Source organism: Staphylococcus sp. HMSC034C12 (assembly GCF_001835895.1).
GTDB lineage: Bacteria > Bacillota > Bacilli > Staphylococcales > Staphylococcaceae > Staphylococcus > Staphylococcus hominis.
In genome coordinates, this window is sequence record NZ_KV826339.1 from 1 (window position 1) to 19099 (window position 19099).

The 19099-nt window shown below is 32.4% G+C and carries 20 protein-coding genes, 2 pseudogenes and 1 other annotated feature; of the genes and pseudogenes, 9 read left to right on the forward strand and 13 right to left on the reverse strand.

All coding sequences use genetic code 11. The features are described 5' to 3' along the window. The first annotated feature begins 184 nt into the window (after positions 1-184). Entirely contained in the window at positions 185-814 is a 630-nt protein-coding gene (locus tag HMPREF2629_RS08615; protein WP_017175678.1) for an NDxxF motif lipoprotein, read from the forward strand. A gap of 96 nt (positions 815-910) precedes the next feature. Here HMPREF2629_RS08615 and HMPREF2629_RS08620 read toward each other — a convergent pair whose 3' ends face one another. Together HMPREF2629_RS08620 and HMPREF2629_RS08625 are read right to left on the reverse strand one after the other, a co-directional pair. Further along, positions 911-1489, reverse strand: a complete 579-nt coding sequence (locus HMPREF2629_RS08620) for a histidine phosphatase family protein (RefSeq protein ID WP_017175677.1) — start codon at positions 1487-1489, stop codon at positions 911-913. A 277-nt stretch (positions 1490-1766) separates the two neighbouring features. After that, a complete protein-coding gene (locus HMPREF2629_RS08625; RefSeq protein WP_002447983.1) occupies positions 1767-2015 on the reverse strand; it encodes a GlsB/YeaQ/YmgE family stress response membrane protein in 249 nt (82 codons plus the stop codon). A 320-nt stretch (positions 2016-2335) separates the two neighbouring features. Between HMPREF2629_RS08625 and HMPREF2629_RS08630 the strand changes: the two genes are divergently transcribed. After that, complete coding sequence (locus HMPREF2629_RS08630) at positions 2336-2593, forward strand: helix-turn-helix domain-containing protein (protein WP_017175676.1); 258 nt, start codon at positions 2336-2338, stop codon at positions 2591-2593. 58 nt (positions 2594-2651) lie between these two features. On the opposite strand, the gene HMPREF2629_RS08635 is transcribed toward HMPREF2629_RS08630, so the two are convergent. The 4 genes from HMPREF2629_RS08635 to rpsF form a co-directional block, all read right to left on the reverse strand. Next, positions 2652-3596: a hypothetical protein gene (locus HMPREF2629_RS08635; RefSeq protein WP_017175675.1), complete on the reverse strand. Its 945-nt coding sequence runs from the start codon at positions 3594-3596 to the stop codon at positions 2652-2654. Between the two features lie 182 nt (positions 3597-3778). Further along, a complete protein-coding gene (rpsR, locus tag HMPREF2629_RS08640) occupies positions 3779-4021 on the reverse strand; it encodes a 30S ribosomal protein S18 (protein ID WP_002447994.1) in 243 nt (80 codons plus the stop codon). A gap of 41 nt (positions 4022-4062) precedes the next feature. Then, the gene (gene ssb, locus HMPREF2629_RS08645; RefSeq protein WP_017175674.1) at positions 4063-4575 is read right to left on the reverse strand and encodes a single-stranded DNA-binding protein; all 513 of its coding nucleotides are present in this window, start codon (positions 4573-4575) and stop codon (positions 4063-4065) included. A 21-nt stretch (positions 4576-4596) separates the two neighbouring features. After that, entirely contained in the window at positions 4597-4893 is a 297-nt protein-coding gene (gene rpsF, locus HMPREF2629_RS08650) for a 30S ribosomal protein S6 (RefSeq protein WP_017175673.1), read from the reverse strand. 247 nt (positions 4894-5140) lie between these two features. Here rpsF and HMPREF2629_RS08655 point away from each other — a divergent pair, with 247 nt between their 5' ends. Further along, positions 5141-5332, forward strand: coding sequence for a hypothetical protein (locus HMPREF2629_RS08655; RefSeq protein WP_019834711.1), 192 nt, complete (start codon positions 5141-5143; stop codon positions 5330-5332). Positions 5333-5401: 69 nt separating this feature from the next. Here HMPREF2629_RS08655 and ychF read toward each other — a convergent pair whose 3' ends face one another. The 4 genes from ychF to HMPREF2629_RS08675 all read right to left on the reverse strand — a co-directional run bounded on the left by ychF (position 5402) and on the right by HMPREF2629_RS08675 (position 8567). After that, the gene (gene ychF, locus HMPREF2629_RS08660) at positions 5402-6499 is read right to left on the reverse strand and encodes a redox-regulated ATPase YchF (RefSeq protein WP_019834710.1); all 1098 of its coding nucleotides are present in this window, start codon (positions 6497-6499) and stop codon (positions 5402-5404) included. A gap of 11 nt (positions 6500-6510) precedes the next feature. Continuing rightward, on the reverse strand, positions 6511-6714 hold the full coding sequence (locus HMPREF2629_RS08665; protein WP_002448008.1) for a DUF951 domain-containing protein: 204 nt from the start codon (positions 6712-6714) through the stop codon (positions 6511-6513). Between the two features lie 20 nt (positions 6715-6734). Next, entirely contained in the window at positions 6735-7613 is an 879-nt protein-coding gene (locus HMPREF2629_RS08670) for a mechanosensitive ion channel family protein (protein WP_017175670.1), read from the reverse strand. Positions 7614-7742: 129 nt separating this feature from the next. Continuing rightward, positions 7743-8567 carry a ParB/RepB/Spo0J family partition protein gene (locus tag HMPREF2629_RS08675; RefSeq protein ID WP_017175669.1) on the reverse strand — a complete coding sequence of 275 codons (825 nt, stop codon included), beginning with the start codon at positions 8565-8567 and terminating at the stop codon, positions 7743-7745. 225 nt (positions 8568-8792) lie between these two features. Beyond that, positions 8793-9183 (forward strand) — a binding site (T-box leader). 67 nt (positions 9184-9250) lie between these two features. Between HMPREF2629_RS08675 and HMPREF2629_RS08680 the strand changes: the two genes are divergently transcribed. The 5 genes from HMPREF2629_RS08680 (at position 9251) to HMPREF2629_RS08700 (ending at position 16386) form a co-directional block, all read left to right on the forward strand. Then, a complete protein-coding gene (locus tag HMPREF2629_RS08680; RefSeq protein ID WP_017175668.1) occupies positions 9251-10354 on the forward strand; it encodes a PLP-dependent transferase in 1104 nt (367 codons plus the stop codon). After that, the gene (gene metC, locus HMPREF2629_RS08685; RefSeq protein ID WP_017175667.1) at positions 10351-11526 is read left to right on the forward strand and encodes a cystathionine beta-lyase MetC; all 1176 of its coding nucleotides are present in this window, start codon (positions 10351-10353) and stop codon (positions 11524-11526) included. The genes HMPREF2629_RS08680 and metC overlap by 4 nt, the downstream gene beginning before the upstream one ends. Further along, positions 11480-13318 carry a bifunctional homocysteine S-methyltransferase/methylenetetrahydrofolate reductase gene (locus HMPREF2629_RS08690; protein WP_002454538.1) on the forward strand — a complete coding sequence of 613 codons (1839 nt, stop codon included), beginning with the start codon at positions 11480-11482 and terminating at the stop codon, positions 13316-13318. The genes metC and HMPREF2629_RS08690 overlap by 47 nt, the downstream gene beginning before the upstream one ends. Then, positions 13315-15561 carry a 5-methyltetrahydropteroyltriglutamate--homocysteine S-methyltransferase gene (metE, locus tag HMPREF2629_RS08695; RefSeq protein ID WP_017175666.1) on the forward strand — a complete coding sequence of 749 codons (2247 nt, stop codon included), beginning with the start codon at positions 13315-13317 and terminating at the stop codon, positions 15559-15561. Before HMPREF2629_RS08690 ends, metE begins: the two co-directional genes overlap by 4 nt. Positions 15562-15639: 78 nt before the next feature. After that, complete coding sequence (locus tag HMPREF2629_RS08700) at positions 15640-16386, forward strand: cyclase family protein (RefSeq protein ID WP_017175665.1); 747 nt, start codon at positions 15640-15642, stop codon at positions 16384-16386. Positions 16387-16495: 109 nt separating this feature from the next. Here HMPREF2629_RS08700 and HMPREF2629_RS11210 read toward each other — a convergent pair. The 3 genes and pseudogenes from HMPREF2629_RS11210 to HMPREF2629_RS08710 all read right to left on the reverse strand — a co-directional run. Next, positions 16496-16606 (reverse strand): annotated as a pseudogene (locus HMPREF2629_RS11210) (RimJ/RimL family protein N-acetyltransferase); the annotation flags it as partial. A gap of 33 nt (positions 16607-16639) precedes the next feature. Next, positions 16640-16962: pseudogene (locus HMPREF2629_RS08705) on the reverse strand (MFS transporter); the annotation flags it as partial. A 39-nt stretch (positions 16963-17001) separates the two neighbouring features. Further along, a complete protein-coding gene (locus HMPREF2629_RS08710) occupies positions 17002-18597 on the reverse strand; it encodes a xylulokinase (RefSeq protein WP_017175662.1) in 1596 nt (531 codons plus the stop codon). A 306-nt stretch (positions 18598-18903) separates the two neighbouring features. Here HMPREF2629_RS08710 and HMPREF2629_RS08715 point away from each other — a divergent pair, with 306 nt between their 5' ends. After that, positions 18904-19083: a hypothetical protein gene (locus HMPREF2629_RS08715; RefSeq protein ID WP_070813293.1), complete on the forward strand. Its 180-nt coding sequence runs from the start codon at positions 18904-18906 to the stop codon at positions 19081-19083. The last annotated feature ends 16 nt before the right edge of the window (positions 19084-19099 follow it).

The window sequence follows — 19099 nt, forward strand, 5'->3', positions numbered from 1 at the left end:
CTAATTTGTTAGAAATTATGTCCCAGCCTCTTTTTTAATTTATTTTTTTAATGATATTGCCACAATTTGTTCATAGATTTATATTAATTTTAGGTCTTAAACATTCAATTCTGTTTCTATAAATGATAATCTATTATTATGCTTAAATAGAAACGTTTACTAATAAAGGAGATTATTGAAATCTATGAAAAAGAGTATGATTATTAGTAGTTTTTTAGCATTGTTATTAATATTAAGTGCTTGTGCACCTAATAATGATAATAACGAAGACAATCATAATCAAAGTAACGGTGTTAATGCACCGAAACATGCTAAAAACTTAACTGAAAATGATATTTTTACATCGAATAAATCACATCAAAAGCTTACTGAAGATGAAATGAACCAAGCAATCAAAAAATATCTAGATGTTAATAGTGATATTTTAGATAATAAATATATAATGCAAAGTCAAATCGACCGTCAAAGTTCAGGACAAACAAAAATCACTGATAAACAAGCTACAAAACTTAGTAATTTATCTAATATTGCTGTTAAAAATGACTTGCACTTTAAAAAATATGTTGAAAATAACACATTGCCAGACGGCTATAAAGATCATGTAAATCGTATTATTAAATACTTTCATGCTTTGAATAGTACAATTGCAAATGTTGATGAAAGTATCGAACAACTGAATTACCAACCTCAAAATACAATTAACGTTGTAGATGTTCCTACTCATTATGCTGGAGATGTAAATGGAAACCAACAAAATAAAATCAAATCTTTCTTAAATAAGAAAGATATCAAAACAGATGTTTTTGATAAATAGAATAGGTAGTATCCGTTTGAATATGTTATTCAATCCATTAATGGTGACGTCTAATATATAAAAAATCTGAGACGATGAATGATGTCTCAGATTTTTTTATAACTCAATAAGATATGGCTTACAATTTTCAATTACTTTAGTTAATGCTTCTTCTTTATTTATATAGCCAAAGTAAACCATAATACAACGTATCACAACTTGATGTGCAATAATGACTATCGTGTGATTATCTTGAATATGGATCGTTTCGAAAAACTGTTTCACTCTATGATAAACATCATTATAACTTTCCCCCTCAGGCGCTTTTTGAATAAAGCTATGTCGAAAATCTTTATAATTTGAATCATGAAAATAGCGATGATACTTATTATTTTTCATAAGTTTATCCTTAAATTGACCTTCAAATAGACCCAATGAACGTTCACGTAATAATGAGGTAACTGTAGTTGGGATATCGTAAGGGAAGATATATTGATATGTTTCTTTTGTTCTTGTTAAATCAGATACATACACATCATCAATTTTTATATTATAAAAATACGTCTTTAAGTTTTTTGCACTTTCAATGCCCCTTTCAGTTAAAGGAACGTCTAACTGACCACAATAATATGCTCGATTGTACTTATTATCGTAATTAGACTGTGATTCACCATGTCGAATAAGATATAAATTCATGTTTTACCTCCTATTTCAATTTATTATATTAAATAATAATTGAATGAAGTCTACTAATAATACAAATTATATATTTTTAAATAATATAAGTTTTTATGATTGTCAATATTTATATTGCATGATACTATTAACTTGTAGTTATTTAATAACTACAAGTCTTTTATATTCATGAACATAATACTCCTGGATGACGTCTTAACCCGACGTCATCCTCTTTTTTTAGTTTAATAAATAAAAAAAGAGCACTACATAACGTAGTCCTCTTTAAATACTATACTTATTTTTTGATTGCTTTTAAAATTAAAGAAACAATAAAAATAAGAATAATTGCACCGATTAATGCTGGGAAGATTGGTACTCCGCCCCAAACTGGACCCCAAGTACCTAACAATTTACTTCCGATGAATGAACCGATTAAACCAGCAATGATATTACCTAAGATACCACCAGGGATATCTTTACCCATGATCATGCCAGCAATCCAACCGATTAATCCACCAACTATTATCATAATAATAAAGCCCATAGTTAGATTACTCCTTATAGTTTTATTTTATTTACTTCTTATTCATACCACCTATTTCAATTTTATAAACATCATTATTAAAATAATTTATTTTTTATAACAAAAACAACTAAATAATAACACCCACATATTTTATTAGTATTTATTCAATTAATGATTAAAAATATAAGGCTCCTAAAAATAGCAACTATTTTTATATAAAATACTTGCTAAACATTATGAACAAGCATATTATAATAAAATATATAAAAGACTTAATAAATTTTCATATAATAAAATTTTGTTTATATACAAAATTGATACTTAGGAGGTTATGTATTATGAGTTCACATGCACTGTATAACTTAAGAAAAAAAAGACATCTTGAAATTAATGAATTAACTGAAATCCTAAACAAAAAGTATGGCACACATTACGAACCACATCAATTATACGAATGGGAAAATCATCAACATGAACCAAAGTTCAAAGATGCAATGATTCTGGCAGATTATTTCAATACATCTTATCAAGTTCTAGTTGAAAGTAAATATAAAGAATATCAACAACAATTTGATGATGTTGATATTCGACTATAAACAACTTTAAAGGAACAAAACATATTCATGTTGAATATAATGTCTTGTTCCTTTGTTTTTATTCTTCGGTATTTGTACTTTGATGATTTGGTTGTGCTTGTTCATTACGATCCATTTGAGAAGTTGTGGGTTCTTCTTTAGTTTGTGTAGAAGCGTCTGTTGAAGTTGAATGATTGTTCTCGGATTGATTCGATGTCTGGACATCATTTTGAGTTTCAGATTGCGCGCTATTTTGATTTTCTTCATTAGATGATGTATGTTGCGTTTCATTATTATTCTTTGTTTCATTATTTTGTACATCATTATTTCGTTGTCGGTTACTTTGTTCTAATTTACTTTCATTCATTTGTTTTCTTTTAGCTTTTTCTTCATCTGTCATATTATTATAATTATCAACAATACTACCTGTATGTTTATCTACAATAGCTACATAAGGTGTACCAGTACCATAAGCGTCACTTGCTGCATAATCTATATAATACATATCGTCAGTACTTTTACTAGGATTGTAATTAAATTCATTTCTTAAACGATGTCCAAATCCTTGATTTTTATACCAATCATAGACAACATCCTCTGCTTGCTGAGGTGTAAGTTCTTTATTCGAAGAATCGTTTGATTGATTGTCACTAGTTGAATGACTTTCATTTGTAGTCGTTTCATTATTTCCATTGATTCCGTTTTCAGATTGGTTTTGAGTATTCTGTTCGGATGACTGAATACTATTATTATCATTTGGTTGAATATCTTCAGTTTGATTATAATTAGTATTTTCATCATTATCATTTTGTTGTGTATCTGATGAATCTATATTCTTCTCATTATTAGTATTATTATTTTTATTTGAACTATTAGGCGTTTTGTTATTATTATCACTCTTCTCAGTTTTTTGTTTATCCTCTGAACTATCATTATTTCCGCCTGGTAAATGAATATTTAAATCACAAGCACCCAAAAGTAAAGTAGATGCAACAATACCTGCTAATAAATATTTTCCTCTCATTATCATCAAAACTCCTTATGTATATCTCTTTTAATGATAACATTTTATATTGCATCCCTTAAAGATATTACCCAATACATTTTAAAATCAACTTAATATGTATAATCTGCTCATTTTTTATTACTCGACATAAAAATAACCCCGCAAGCCTTGAGCTTACGGGGTTTAACACTAATTATATATTAGTTTTCGTCTTTAACATATGGTAATAAAGCCATATGACGAGCACGTTTAATAGCTGTAGTCAACATACGTTGATATTTAGCTGAAGTACCAGTTACACGACGTGGTAAAATTTTACCGCGTTCTGAGATAAAACGTTTTAATAATTCAGTGTCTTTATAATCAATATGTGTAATACCATTTGCTGTGAAATAGCATACTTTTTTACGACGACGTCCGCCTCTTCTTGGTCCACCTGCCATGGTTAATTACCTCCTTTTATATTTTTAATCTCATTCTTTCGTTAGAATGGTAAGTCATCATCACTAATATCAATTGGACCATTCGCATTTGCAAATGGGTTATCTGATTGATTATTGTTTGATGCACGATTGTTATTATTATAAGATGTATTTTGTCCTGATTGTGAACCACCAAATCCTTGGCCATAATCTTGGAAATCATTATTTCCTTGATGACGTTGTCCACCTTGTGCATTTTTAGGTTCAAGGAATTGAACACTATCCGCTACAACTTCAGTGACAAATATACGACGACCTTCTTGATTTTCATAACTGCGTGATTGTATGCGACCATCAACGCCAGCTAAACTACCTTTTGAAAGATAGTTATTTACGTTTTCTGCTTGTCTTCTAAATACAACAACGTTAATAAAGTCAGCTTCGCGTTCCCCTTGAGCATTCGTGAAAGTACGATTAACTGCTAGAGTAAATGTCGCTACACTTACGCCTGAGGGAGTACTTCTGTATTCTGGATCCTTAGTTAAACGACCTACTAATACAACTCGATTTATCATTTCAACGCCCCCATTTAATTATTACTTATCTTGGTCTTCACGGATAACGATATAACGGATAATATCGTCATTGATTTTAGCTAAACGTTGGAATTCGTCTGTAGCTTTGTTATTATCTGTTTTAATGCGTACGATGAAGTAGAAGCCTTCTTTGAAATCTTCAATTTCGTAAGCAAGACGGCGTTTACCCCAGTCTTTTTCTTCTAAAACTTCTGATCCTTCTGAAGCTAAGATACCGTTAAAGCGTTCAACAACTGCTTTTTTAGCATCTTCTTCAATGTTAGGACGTACGACATACATAATTTCATATGTTCTCATTTTATAATTGCACCTCCTTGTGGTCTATGCGGCCTATCGAATCCTATCCATAGGCAAGGAATAATTTTCATTACTCACAATCAAGAATTATAGCATAGGTGATTACTTTTTACAATAAATATTATTTGAAATATTTTGTCTGAAAGTGGATAAGATTTATCGTATTGGCCTATAAATTTATATTCAAACTTTAAACATATCTTTTCAAAAGAGAACTGATATTCTATAATATCCTTGAGGTGTAACTATGCAATTAGATTTAGATTGGAATAAAGGTTTTCAAGAGTTTCAAGAAATCTTAAATTGCGGTATCACTCCAGAGTGGCTATACTGTGCAAAAGCCAATATGATTCTTGAGCCAGCTTATACTGGAGAAGGTAAACAGTTTTTTAGCACCAAAGATATTGTTAAAGCAAGTAAAGTTATACCGTTTTTTTAAGATATAACCATAATGATATAACTAAAGCGCGACGTCTATAATAAATAGATGTCGCGCTTTTTTATATTCCTATACATTAAATCGAAAGTGAACAATATCTCCGTCTTGCATAATATAATCTTTACCTTCTAAACGTTGTTTACCTGCTTCTTTCGCACCTTGCTCACCACCATGCTCAACATAGTCGTCATAACTTGTTACTTCGGCACGAATGAAACCACGTTCGAAGTCTGTATGAATGATACCTGCACATTGTGGTGCCGTCATCCCTTGTCTAAATGTCCAAGCACGTACTTCTTGAACACCTGCTGTAAAGTAAGTAGATAATCCTAACAAATCATATGTTGTTCTGATAAGACGATCGAGGCCTGGTTCTTCAATACCTAAGTCTTCTAAAAACATTTCTTTATCTTCATCATCAAGTGTTGCAATTTCTTCCTCGATTTTTGCGCTAATGACGATAACTTCAGAATCTTCTTTTGCTGCGTACTCACGAATGGTTTTCACTTTATCATTTTCATCGTCACCAATTTCATCTTCGCCAACGTTTGCAATATATAACATTTTTTTAGATGTTAATAATTGAGCTTGATTTACATATTTTTGATCTTCTTCGTTAAAATCTAAACTACGAACTGGATTTCCTTCTTCTAACGCTTCTTTTATTCTAGATAAAATGCGGAACTCCATTTCGGCTGTTTTATCTTTTTGACGTGCCATTTTTTCAATTCGAGGCAAACGTTTCTCTACTGATTCTAAATCAGCTAAAACAAGTTCCATATTAATGACTTCAATATCATCTAATGGATTTACACGGCCAGCGACGTGTGTCACATTTTCATCATCGAAAGCACGTACTACCTGACAAATAGCGTCTACTTCACGAATATGTGATAAGAATTTATTTCCTAAACCTTCACCTTTTGAAGCACCTTTAACAATACCTGCAATATCTGTGAATTCGAAAGTGGTAGGAATCGTTTTCTTAGGTTCTACCATTTCTGTTAATTTATTCAAACGTGTATCTGGTACTTCTACAATCCCGACATTCGGGTCAATCGTAGCGAAGGGATAGTTCGCAGCGAGCGCACCTGCTTTTGTAATTGCATTAAATAGAGTAGATTTACCAACATTAGGCAAACCTACGATACCTGCTGTTAAAGCCATGAATCATTCTCCTAACTTTCTGTATCTTGATGAGATACTAATATTTTTTTTATTTTTTTATCAAACACTTGTCGTGGAATCATAATACTTCTTTGACAATTTTCACATTTAATTCGTATATCTGCACCCATGCGAATAATTTTAAATCGATTTGTTCCACAAGCATGTTGTTTTTTCATTTCTACTATATCATTTATACCATATTTTGGTGTCACAACATTACCCCCAACATTTATTAAGCGTCTTGTTTATCGGTATTTCTTACGTACATGGGTTGTGGCAATTTAATACCTTCTTGTACAAACATTTTTTGAATTTCTTTGCGTAAAATTCTAGAACCTGAAGCACCTTCTCCAGGAATAGTTTCTGCTGATATTCTTATGATAACTTTTGTTTCATCTAACCCATCAATTCCTAAAACAACTGGATCAGTAATGAATAAGTAGTATTTACTACGCATTGCTGTAAATAATTTATTTAATTTCTTTTCAACTTTATCTAAATTTTCATCAACTGAGACTGGAATTTCTACAATTGACGTACCATTAGTAATAGAATAGTTAGTAATCTCACCCATACTACCATTTGGTAAAATAGTTAACTCCCCAGTGATGGTATTAATACGCGTTGATCTCAATCCTATAGATTTTACTGTTCCTTCAGCAACTGTAGTACCACCGCTATTAATTTTAACATAATCACCTACATCAAACTGATTTTCAAAAATAATGAAAAATCCAGTAATAATATCTTTGACTATAGTCTGGGCTCCAAAACCAACAGCGATACCTACAACACCGGCGCTGGCGATAATTCCGTTTACGCTAATTCCAAATTTACTTAATACTGTTGTGAGCACGATAAACCACACAATGTATCTTACAACATTTTTGATAAGGGACACGAGCGTTTTAGAGCGTTTTTTATTTCCTCTATTACTTTTATTTTGAAATTTAAATGCTTCTTCTATCGCTTTATTAATAATTCCAATTACAATTAAGCCTACTAAAATATAAATAATAACCATTGCTAATTTAGTTGCTAAATTTGTATATACTTCGGGTTCTGTTAATGGTTGAAATAGCGATGTTAACACGTTCTTCAACTGATTCATATAGCCCCCTCCTTTTCCATTTAGTCCACATTAAATTTGTATTCCAATTTATTTATTATACAAAAATTCTTCTAAAATTGTATCAGTCTTTTGATTTATCATTTTCTTTTTTATTTTATTAATAGGATACTATTTATTAAGTTTATCTATAATACGTCTAAACTCAGCCTCGGATTTAAACTCAAACACAATTTTCCCAACATTTTTAGATACAGATATATCTATATGAGTTCCAAATTTTTCCTTAAGCGCACGTTCTTGTTTCTGTATGAATTTGGGTTTACTTGGAGTATTTAATTTTTCTTTTTTAGACTGCCCACCGTCTTGAATTTCAGAAACAACTTTCTCTAAATAACGTACACTCCACCCCTCTTTGATTGCTTGTTTACCTATACGTTTCATCGTATTTACATCTTTTAATGCAAGTAAAGTACGTCCATGGGCACCTGACATGCGATGCTCTCTTACAAGCTTAGCAATATCAGAGGGTAAATTTAGTAATCTTAGCATATTAGCAATGTAAGGACGTGATTTTCCTAACCTTTCAGCAACTTTTTGTTGTGTCAGACCAAGATCGTTCATTAATCGTTGATAACTTTCAGCTTCTTCAATTGCATTCAAATCTTCTCTTTGTAAGTTTTCTATAATGGCTAATTCCATCATGTCAGAATCAGAAAGGGATTTTACAATTGCAGGAACTTCCTCTAACCCAGCTAATTTAGAAGCTCGAAAACGTCGTTCTCCTACAACGATATAATATCCATTGATCGTTTTTCTTAAAACAATAGGTTGAAGTATACCATGAGTTGTTATAGAATCTGCTAAATCTTGAAGTTTCTCCTCATCAAATGTTTTTCTAGGTTGATAGGGATTAACTTTAATACTTGAAATTTTAATATGTTGTACGTGTTCATCATTATTTAATTGAATACGTTGATCTTCAATATGGTCCACTCATAGTCCTCCCTTATCTTTAAAGTCATTACTTAATTTTAAAAAAAGCGTGTTATATCTACAAGTCTTATAAACTTTTTTAAGAAAAATTTTACTAGGTAGAAAGTATATATATCAATCATTCAACCGCTTTCTGAATTTATTATTTAATCATAATTTTCAGAAAAGTTGTTGACAAATGTAATTTATGTCTGTAAGCTATGAATTAACTTAAAAAAACACAAATTACACACGGTAATAAGGAAAGTAAAACTTACACTGCAGATACAGAGAGTCTTGTAAGCTGAGAAGAGACATTGAAAGAAAGTTTGAAAATGGCCTTTGAGTGTTGATGCCAATATGAGGTATCAACGGGTTCGCCCGTTATAGCGATACAGTATTAACATTTATTGTTTAATGGCGTACTGGAATCACCGACGTCACTAAATTATCGTTAATACTCATTTATCATTAAAAGTTAAATGAGTTTTTTTATTACAGATATATCTGATATTTTACGATAATGTGTGTCACTTTTTCAAGTACTCCTAAAACATGATGGCGTACTGTTTGAGGTTACTTTAGCAATAAAGTAGCAAACAAAGGTGGTACCACGAAACAAGCTTTCGTCCTTTACATCCGATACATATCGGGTTTAAAGGACGGAAGCTTTTTTTATTTAGAAAATGATAGGAGGATTTGAAATGAAAGATACTCAATTAGCACAAATTTCATTAACAAAGGATTTGACTGGCGCAATTGCTAATCCAATTTACTTATCGACGGCATATCAACATCCTCACCTAGGTCAGTCTACAGGATATGATTACACACGAACGAAAAATCCAACGCGCTCTTCATTTGAAGAAGCATTTGCCAAATTAGAAGGTGGTACAGCTTCATTTGCAACTTCAAGTGGTATGGCAGCAGTTCAACTTATTTGTAACTTATTTAAACCTGGTGATGAAATTTTAGTAGCTTTTGATTTATATGGAGGAACATTTAGATTATTTGATTATTATGAACAACAATATGGTATTCATTTTAAATACGTTGATTTTTTAAATTATGAAGAAGTCGAAAATAGTATAAATAAACACACGAAAGCACTCTTTATCGAACCAATTTCGAATCCTCAAATGATTCAAATTGATGTAGAACCATATTATGTTCTAAGTAAAAAACATCATCTATTAACCATTATCGACAACACGTTTTTAACTCCATACTTATCAACACCTTTAGAACAAGGTGCTGACATTGTTTTACACTCAGCTACAAAGTATATAGGTGGTCATAATGATGTACTTGCAGGTGTAGTGACAGTTAAAGATGACACACTTGCTGAACAATTAGGTCAATTTCACAATATGATTGGCGCCACATTGTCTCCACTTGATTGTTACTTACTTCAAAGAGGTTTGAAAACACTACATCTCAGAATAGAACGATCTCAAGACAATGCACGTCGTCTCGCAAAACGTTGTGAAACATCCGATTCTATTGATGAAGTACTCTATAGTGGAAAAACAGGTATGCTAAGTTTACGTCTTAATAAGGCTTATAGCGTAGCTAAATTTTTAGAAAATTTAGAAATTTGTATTTTTGCAGAAAGTTTAGGAGGAACTGAAACCTTTATTACTTTCCCATATACACAAACACACGTCGACATGCCAGATGATGAAAAAGACAAACGCGGTATTGATGAACATTTAATTCGCTTATCCATTGGTATTGAAGATTATAAGGATGTTGAAGCAGATATTATTCAAGCATTAGAAAATTCTAAAGTAGGAGTGATTTCATGAGCTTATCTAAAGAAACAGAAGTGATATTTGATGAACATAGAGGTGTAGATTACGATTCAGCAAACCCACCATTATATGATTCTTCAACTTTCCATCAAAAAGTACTTGGTGGTAACGCAAAATTTGATTATGCCAGAAGTGGTAATCCTAATCGTCAATTATTAGAAGAAAAATTAGCTAAACTTGAAGGCGGCCAATATGGATTTGCTTATGCTTCAGGTATTGCAGCAATATCAGCCGTATTACTCACATTACAAGCTGAAGATCATGTCATTTTACCAGATGATGTGTATGGCGGAACATTTAGACTAACTGAACGTATTTTAAATCGTTTTAATATTAAATTTACGACGGTAAATGCGACTCATCCTGAAGAAATTGAACAAGCCATTCAACCTAATACAAAATTAATTTATATAGAAACACCATCGAACCCATGCTTTAAAATCACTGATATTAAAGCAGTTGCTCATATCGCTAAAAAGCATGATCTACTTTTAGCAGTAGATAATACATTTATGACTCCATTAGGTCAATCTCCACTTTCACTTGGTGCTGATATAGTGGTTCATTCTGCAACAAAATTCTTAGGTGGACATAGTGATATTATTGCTGGCGCTGCTATTACAAATCGCAAAGACGTCGCTGAGGCACTTTATCTACTCCAAAATGGAACAGGAACTGCCCTATCTGCACATGATAGTTGGACTTTAGCCAAACATTTAAAAACATTACCTGTTCGTTTTAGACAATCTACATCGAATGCTGAAAAGCTTGTAGACTTTCTAAGTCAAAGAGATGAAGTTGCTGAAGTGTATTATCCGGGAAATAGTAATTTACATTTATCACAAGCTAAAAGTGGCGGTGCAGTCATTGGCTTTCGTCTAAAAGATGAAACAAAAGCTCAAGCATTTGTAGATGCGCTAACTTTACCACTTGTATCTGTAAGTTTAGGAGGAGTAGAAACGATTCTCTCACATCCAGCCACAATGTCTCATGCAGCTGTTCCAGAAGAAGTGAGAAACGAACGTGGCATTACATTTGGTCTATTCCGTCTAAGCGTAGGTCTTGAACAACCTGAAGAACTCATAGCTGATATTGACTACGCATTGAAGGAGGCATTTAATGAGTCGATTATTGAACCATTTGAAGAACAACGTTTTAGTAGCTGATGGCGCAATGGGAACAATCCTCTATTCCGAGGGCCTAGATACTTGTCCTGAAGCATATAATCTTACACATCCCAATAAAGTTGAACGTATTCATCGTTCATATATAGAAGCAGGAGCTGATGTCATTCAGACAAATACGTATGGCGCTAACTTTGAAAAATTAAAAGTATTTGGCTTAGAGCATAAAGTAAAAGAAATTCATAAAGCCGCTGTACAAATTGCAAAACGCGCAGCCAATAAAGAGACATTTATCTTAGGAACGGTGGGTGGCTTCAGAGGAATAAAACAAGAAGACTTATCGCTTTCTACTATTCAATATCATACAGACAATCAAATTGATACTTTAATTGAAGAAGGTGTAGATGGTTTACTATTTGAAACCTACTACGATTTAGATGAATTAACGAGTGTGATAACAGCGACACGTCAAAAGTACGATATTCCAATTATCGCACAACTGACCGCTTCCAATACGAATTATCTCGTTGACGGTACAGAAATTAACGAGGCGTTAAAACATCTCATTGAATGTGGCGCAAATGTGGTGGGCTTAAATTGTCACCATGGCCCACATCACATGCAACGCTCATTTTCACATATCGAACTACCAGAACATGCCTATCTCTCATGTTATCCTAATGCGAGTCTACTCGATATTGAAAATAGTGAATTTAAATATAGTAACAATGCTAAATATTTTGGTGATGTTGCACAAGAATTAATTAACGAAGGCGTTCGTTTAATTGGTGGTTGTTGTGGTACTACACCGGAACATATCTCTTACATTAAAGAATCTGTAAAACATTTAAAACCAATTAAAACTAAAAAAGTTATTCCAATTCATCGAACAATTAATACAAATGCAAAACGTACATTAAAACAAAATTTAACATCAAAAGTAAAACAAAGACCTACTGTGATTGTTGAATTAGACACTCCAAAACATCTCGATACAGAATTGTTCTTTGAGAATATAGGTAAGCTAGATGAAGCAAATATTGATGCAGTAACACTCGCAGATAACTCTCTCGCTACTGTAAGAGTCAGCAACATTGCTGCTGCAAGTTTAATCAAACAACGATACGAGATTGAACCTCTTGTTCATATCACATGTCGAGATCGGAATCTAATTGGTTTACAATCTCATCTACTTGGCCTTTCACTCATCGGTGTGAGTGAAATTTTAGCTATTACAGGAGACCCTTCAAAAGTAGGTCATCTACCAGGCGCAACAAATGTTTATGATGTTAACTCAAAAGGCCTAACAGAACTTGCACTACGATTTAATCAAGGTATTAATGTTGATGGTGATGCGCTGAAGAAACATACCAACTTTAACATCGCCGGAGCGTTCGATCCAAACGTTCGTAAATTAGACGGAGCAGTTAAACGTCTTGAGAAAAAAGTAGCGGCAGGTATGAGTTACTTTATTACCCAACCTGTATATAGTAAAGAAAAAATCAAAGAGGTATATGAAGCAACTAAACATCTTGATACCCCACTTTTTATCGGTATCATGCCTATTGCAAGCTACAATAACGCACTTTTCTTACATAACGAAGTGCCTGGAATTAAAATGTCAGAAGATGTATTAAATCAATTTAAAGCAGTAAAAGATGATAAAGAAAAAACAAAAGAATTAAGTTTGAGACTGTCTAAAGAATTAATCGATACGGTACATGAATACTTTAATGGTTTATATCTCATTACACCTTTCCAACGTATTGATTATTCATTAGAGCTCGCAGCATATTCTAAAGCAATTACCCAAAACAAGGAGGCAATATCATGACAACAATTAAAACTTCAAACTTAGGATTCCCAAGATTAGGTAGAAAAAGAGAATGGAAAAAAGCAATCGAAAGCTATTGGGCTAAAAAAATCGATAAAACTGAATTAGATCAAACATTAACAGACTTACATAAAGAAAATTTATTACTTCAAAAGAATTATAATTTAGACAGTGTACCTGTTGGTGATTTCTCATTATATGACCATATTCTTGATACATCATTACTTTTCAACATTATTCCTGAACGTTTCCAAGGACGTATAGTAGATGATGATTTATTGTTTGATATTGCACGTGGTAATAAAGAACATGTTGCAAGTGCATTAATTAAATGGTTTAACACAAACTATCACTATATTGTTCCTGAATGGGATAATGTTGAACCTAAGGTGAATCGCAATGTATTATTAGACCGTTTTAACTATGCTAAATCAATTAATGTAAATGCACATCCTGTCATTGTTGGTCCAATCACTTTTGTGAAACTTTCTAAAGGTGGTAATCAATCTTTTGAAGAAAAAGTTCAAACATTACTTCCACTATATAAAGAAGTATTACAATCTTTAGTAGATGCAGGTGCTGAATACATTCAAGTCGATGAACCTGTTCTTGTAACAGATGAAAGTGAAAATTATGAAAATATTACTAAAGAGGCTTATGACTACTTTGCTGATGCTGGTTTAGGAGAAAAATTAGTCATACAAACCTATTTTGAACGTGTTAATGTAAAATTCTTAAGCCGTTTACCAGTGGCTGGTCTTGGTTTAGATTTTGTTCATGATCACGGTTATAACTTAGAACAAATTAAAGCAGGAGATTTCGATAAATCTAAAACATTATATGCTGGTATTATTGACGGTCGTAATGTTTGGGCTGCAGATATTGAAGCGAAAAAAGAATTAATCGAAACTTTACAACCTTATACTAAAGCAATTGTAATTCAACCTTCCTCTTCATTATTACACGTTCCGGTATCATTAGATGATGAAACATTAGATACATCAATTGAAGAAGGCTTAAGCTTTGCTACTGAAAAATTAGATGAGTTAGATGCATTACGTCGATTATTTAATAATAATGATAATAAAAAATATGATGAGTTAAAAGCACGCTATGAACGATTCCAAAGTCAATCATTCAAAAACCTTGAATATGATTTTGATAGCGTACCAACCAGTCGTAAATCTGATTTTAAAGACCGTAAAAAAGCACAAGACGCTCGTTTACATTTACCAGATTTACCAACAACAACGATCGGCTCATTCCCTCAAACAAGAGAAGTACGTAAATACCGTGCAGACTGGAAAAATAATCGAATTTCAGACGAAGAATATAACAACTTCTTAGAAAATGAAATCGCACGTTGGATTAAAATCCAAGAAGAGATTGGCTTAGATGTACTTGTACACGGTGAATTCGAACGTAATGACATGGTTGAATTCTTCGGTGAAAAACTTCAAGGTTTCTTAGTCACAAAATTTGGATGGGTTCAATCTTATGGTTCACGTGCTGTAAAACCACCAGTCATTTATGGAGATGTAAAATGGACTGCACCTTTAACAGTTAAAGAAACTGTTTATGCACAAAGCTTAACTGATAAACCTGTTAAAGGTATGTTAACTGGTCCAGTCACTATCTTAAACTGGTCATTCGAACGTGTAGATGTTCCTCGTAAAGTCGTTCAAGATCAAATTGCCTTAGCTATTGACGAAGAAGTATTAGCACTTGAAGAAGCAGGTATTAGCGTCATTCAAGTAGATGAACCAGCATTACGTGAAGGTTTACCATTACGTTCTGAATACCATGAACAATACCTTGCTGATGCGGTAAATTCATTTAAACTTGCAACATCTTCAGTCCAAGATGAAACACAAATTCATACGCATATGTGTTATTCTCAATTTGGTCAAATCATTCATGCAATTCATGACTTAGATGCAGATGTTATTTCAATTGAAACATCACGTAGCCATGGTGATTTAATCAAAGACTTTGAAGATATTAACTATGATTTAGGTATTGGATTAGGTGTATATGATATTCATAGTCCACGTATTCCTACTGAAGAAGAAATTGCAACAGCAATTGATCGTTCTTTACAACAAATCGACCGTTCTTTATTCTGGGTTAACCCTGACTGTGGTCTAAAAACACGTAAAGAAGACGAAGTGAAAGATGCCTTAACAGTACTTGTAAATACTGTTCGTAAAAAACGTGAAGAAAAAAATAAACCTGTCGCATAAGATACAGATAAACATGTGAGGGAGAAATTGAGTTTTCTCCCTCTTTTATTCTTATATTAGACTTTCGAGGTGAAACATATGACAAATTATCCATTGTGGGACCAATTACAACAATTAAAAACAGCAGAGTGGGTAGATTTAACCCATACTTTCGATCCAGACATTCCACGATTTAGTGAATTTGAAAAAGGCCAAGTATCCACATTATTTACAGTCAAAGAACATGGCTTTTATGTACAACGTTGGAATATCGTTACACAATACGGCACACACATTGACGCACCGATACATTTTGTAGAGAATAAACGTTATCTTGAGGATCTTGATTTAAAAGAATTAGTCTTACCACTTATCGTGTTAGATTATTCAAAAGAAGTAAAAAATAATGATGACTTTATCGTGACACGCCAACATTTAGAACAGTGGGAAGCGGAGAATGGGCGCATTGAAGAAGGTACCTTTGTTGCTTTACGTACAGATTGGTCAAAACGTTGGCCAGATATTGAACAATTCGAAAATAGAGATGCTGATGGTAACCAACATTTACCAGGTTGGGGACTAGATGCTTTAAAATTCTTAATTGAAGAACGCGGTGTAAAATCGATTGGTCATGAAACATTCGATACAGATGCATCAGTAGATACAGCTAAAAATGGCGATATTGTTGGAGAACGTTATATACTTGGACAAGATACCTTCCAACTTGAACTCTTAACAAACCTAGACCAATTGCCTACGCGTGGCGCAGTCATTTATGCAATTAGTCCCAAACCGAAAGATGCGCCAGGTTTCCCTGTCCGTGCATTTGCTATCAAACCATCTTAAATATAAGTGATATGTTGATAATGAGCGATCAAATTTATCACTTTCCTATATAATATATAACATCCTGATACTAAAGTACTTGAGCAAGACGAAGTATCAGGATGTGTTGTTATTTATATTCATTTTCATATTCTTCTCTCAACACACTATACACATAACTATCTGAGGATTTCCCTTCTACACGTTCATCACTTCTCAATATACCCTCTTGTGTGAATCCACGAATACCATACATAATTATCATCATTGCTTAATTTTGTTGAGCTAAACCTAAAGTTAAAAATCCAACATGAAAAATAATCCATATTATAAATGCTAAAGTCATCAGTCGACGTGGACTAAATACTTCTGCTAGTACTCCAGACATCCATGAAGCCAGTGCTACTATTAATCCATATATAGCTATCACTCTACCTGCTTGTGAATCACTATATCCAAGATCGATAATATACTTAGACAAAAACGCTTGTTCAAATCTATCACCTGTCATAAATATAGCTACCGCTACATAACCCCAATTAATACTCTAGGTAATCCTAAAAGCTGACGATTTTGTTTAGTTAAATCATTAGTCACAATAATTCCACTTTCTCCCTTTGCTTATTTGTGATTTCTTTAAAGTTGTTCATTAGCAAGACGTTCTATAGGAAGACCTTTTTTAAAACGTTCAATATAACGATTAAAGCTTTCTATTTCTTTTTCATTTGGTTCAATTTTGATGGACTCAGTATCTTTAAAAGCAATTTCATTAAGATAACTAGATAAATTTACATCGTTTTCTGCTATAAGATACCTAGCTAAAACAGCAATCCCCCATGCTCCACCTTCACCAGCTGTTTGCATAACACTAACAGGACTTTGCATTGCTGCTGCTAAAAATGTTTGAGCAACTTTTTTGGTTTTGAATATACCTCCGTGCCCATATATTGAATGAATTTCAATATCTTCATTTTCTTTTAATAAATCAATACCAATTTTTAATGTACTAAATGCACTATATATATGAGTCTTCATTACATTAGCTAAATTGAATGAACTATCTATCGATCGTACTAACATAGGGTAACCCTGTTGAACCTCTGTAATAAATTCTCCAGATATATATCCATATGAAAGTAATTTCCCAAGTTTATCATCACCATTTAAAGCGTTTTCGAATAATTTTGTAAAAAGTTCACTTTTTTCATATTTGACACCCATTACTTCTAATACTTCTCCAAATAAATCAACCCATGCATTAATATCAGATGTGCAATTATTCGCATGTATCATGGCTACTTCATAGCCATCTGGTGTTGTGACAATATCCACTTCTGGATAAATATTTTTTAAAGATTTGTCTAATACAATCATTGAAAAGATACTTGTTCCTGCAGATATATTACCAGTCTTTGGTGCTACGCTATTTGTAGCTACCATTCCAGTTGCAGCATCAGCTTCTGGAGCACACATAGGACAGCCTGCTTCTAATTGACCATTTGGATCAATAAGTTTTGCTCCTGTTTCTGTTAAATAACCTGCATTTTCACCTGCTACCACAACTTTTGGTAATACTTCTAAAATATCTTGATGATATCCCATTTCAGAAAAAAGCTGATTAAATGTTTTAGCAATATCTTGTCGATACTCTTTAGTTTCTACATCAACGGGAAACATGCCTGAGGCATCGCCTATACCTAATACTTTTTCATCTGTTAAGTACCAATGAATATAACCAGCAAGTGTTGTCATGTAATCTACTTTAGCAACATGAGACTCATTATTTATAGCTGATTGATATAATTGAGCTATGCTCCATCTTTCTGGAATATTTACTTGAAATGATTCTCTTAAAATCTTAGCCGCCTGATTAGCATTGTTATTACGCCAAGTTCGAAATGGAACGAGCAAATCTTCTTGTTGATCAAATACTAAATAACCATGCATCATCCCACTAATGCCTAATGATTTAATTTTTTTCACTGTAGTCCCATACTGTTCTTTTATAACTTTAGTCATTTCACTATAACTTTTTTGTAGACCTATCCATGCATCGTTCATAGAATATGTCCAATATCCGTCTTGATATGTATTTTCCCATCCAAACGTTCCTGTAGCTAATGTTTTACAGTTGTCATCAATTGCTACCGTTTTAATTCTAGTTGAACCAAATTCAATACCAATTGTTAAATTACCCGCTTCAATAAATTGTTTTATTGAGGAATTATTCATTTTATGCACCTCCCTATAAAATTAGTGAAAACGCTTACTTATTTAATGCTATCAAAACTTTATATAGCAAACAAGTAATTTTCAAATATAATATTTTATTAATTTTAATATTTATAAATACACAATTGATACTTTTAGTTATATAAAATCCTAAATACAAACTTATTAGTTATTTATTTAGAAAAAGTATACAAACGATATTTTTCTTTTCTCAATACTTACAGTGTTGTAAGTTTATCTATTAATTGTTGTAATATTTTATTATTGATGTTTTTATAATAAGTAAAGAGAAAGAAGGTGAAAAAAGTGGAAAATACAAATAGTAAAATGCATAAAAATGACAATAGTTATGTTTTATCAGCATTGAGTTATTTAAGTATCTTTTTTGCACCTATCATTTTACCTTTATTGGTATGGATACTTGCGGAAGAGCCAACGTCTGAGCATGGTAAAAAAGCATTAGGGAACTGGACTGACCCCAATTAGTGGGAATTATATAAAA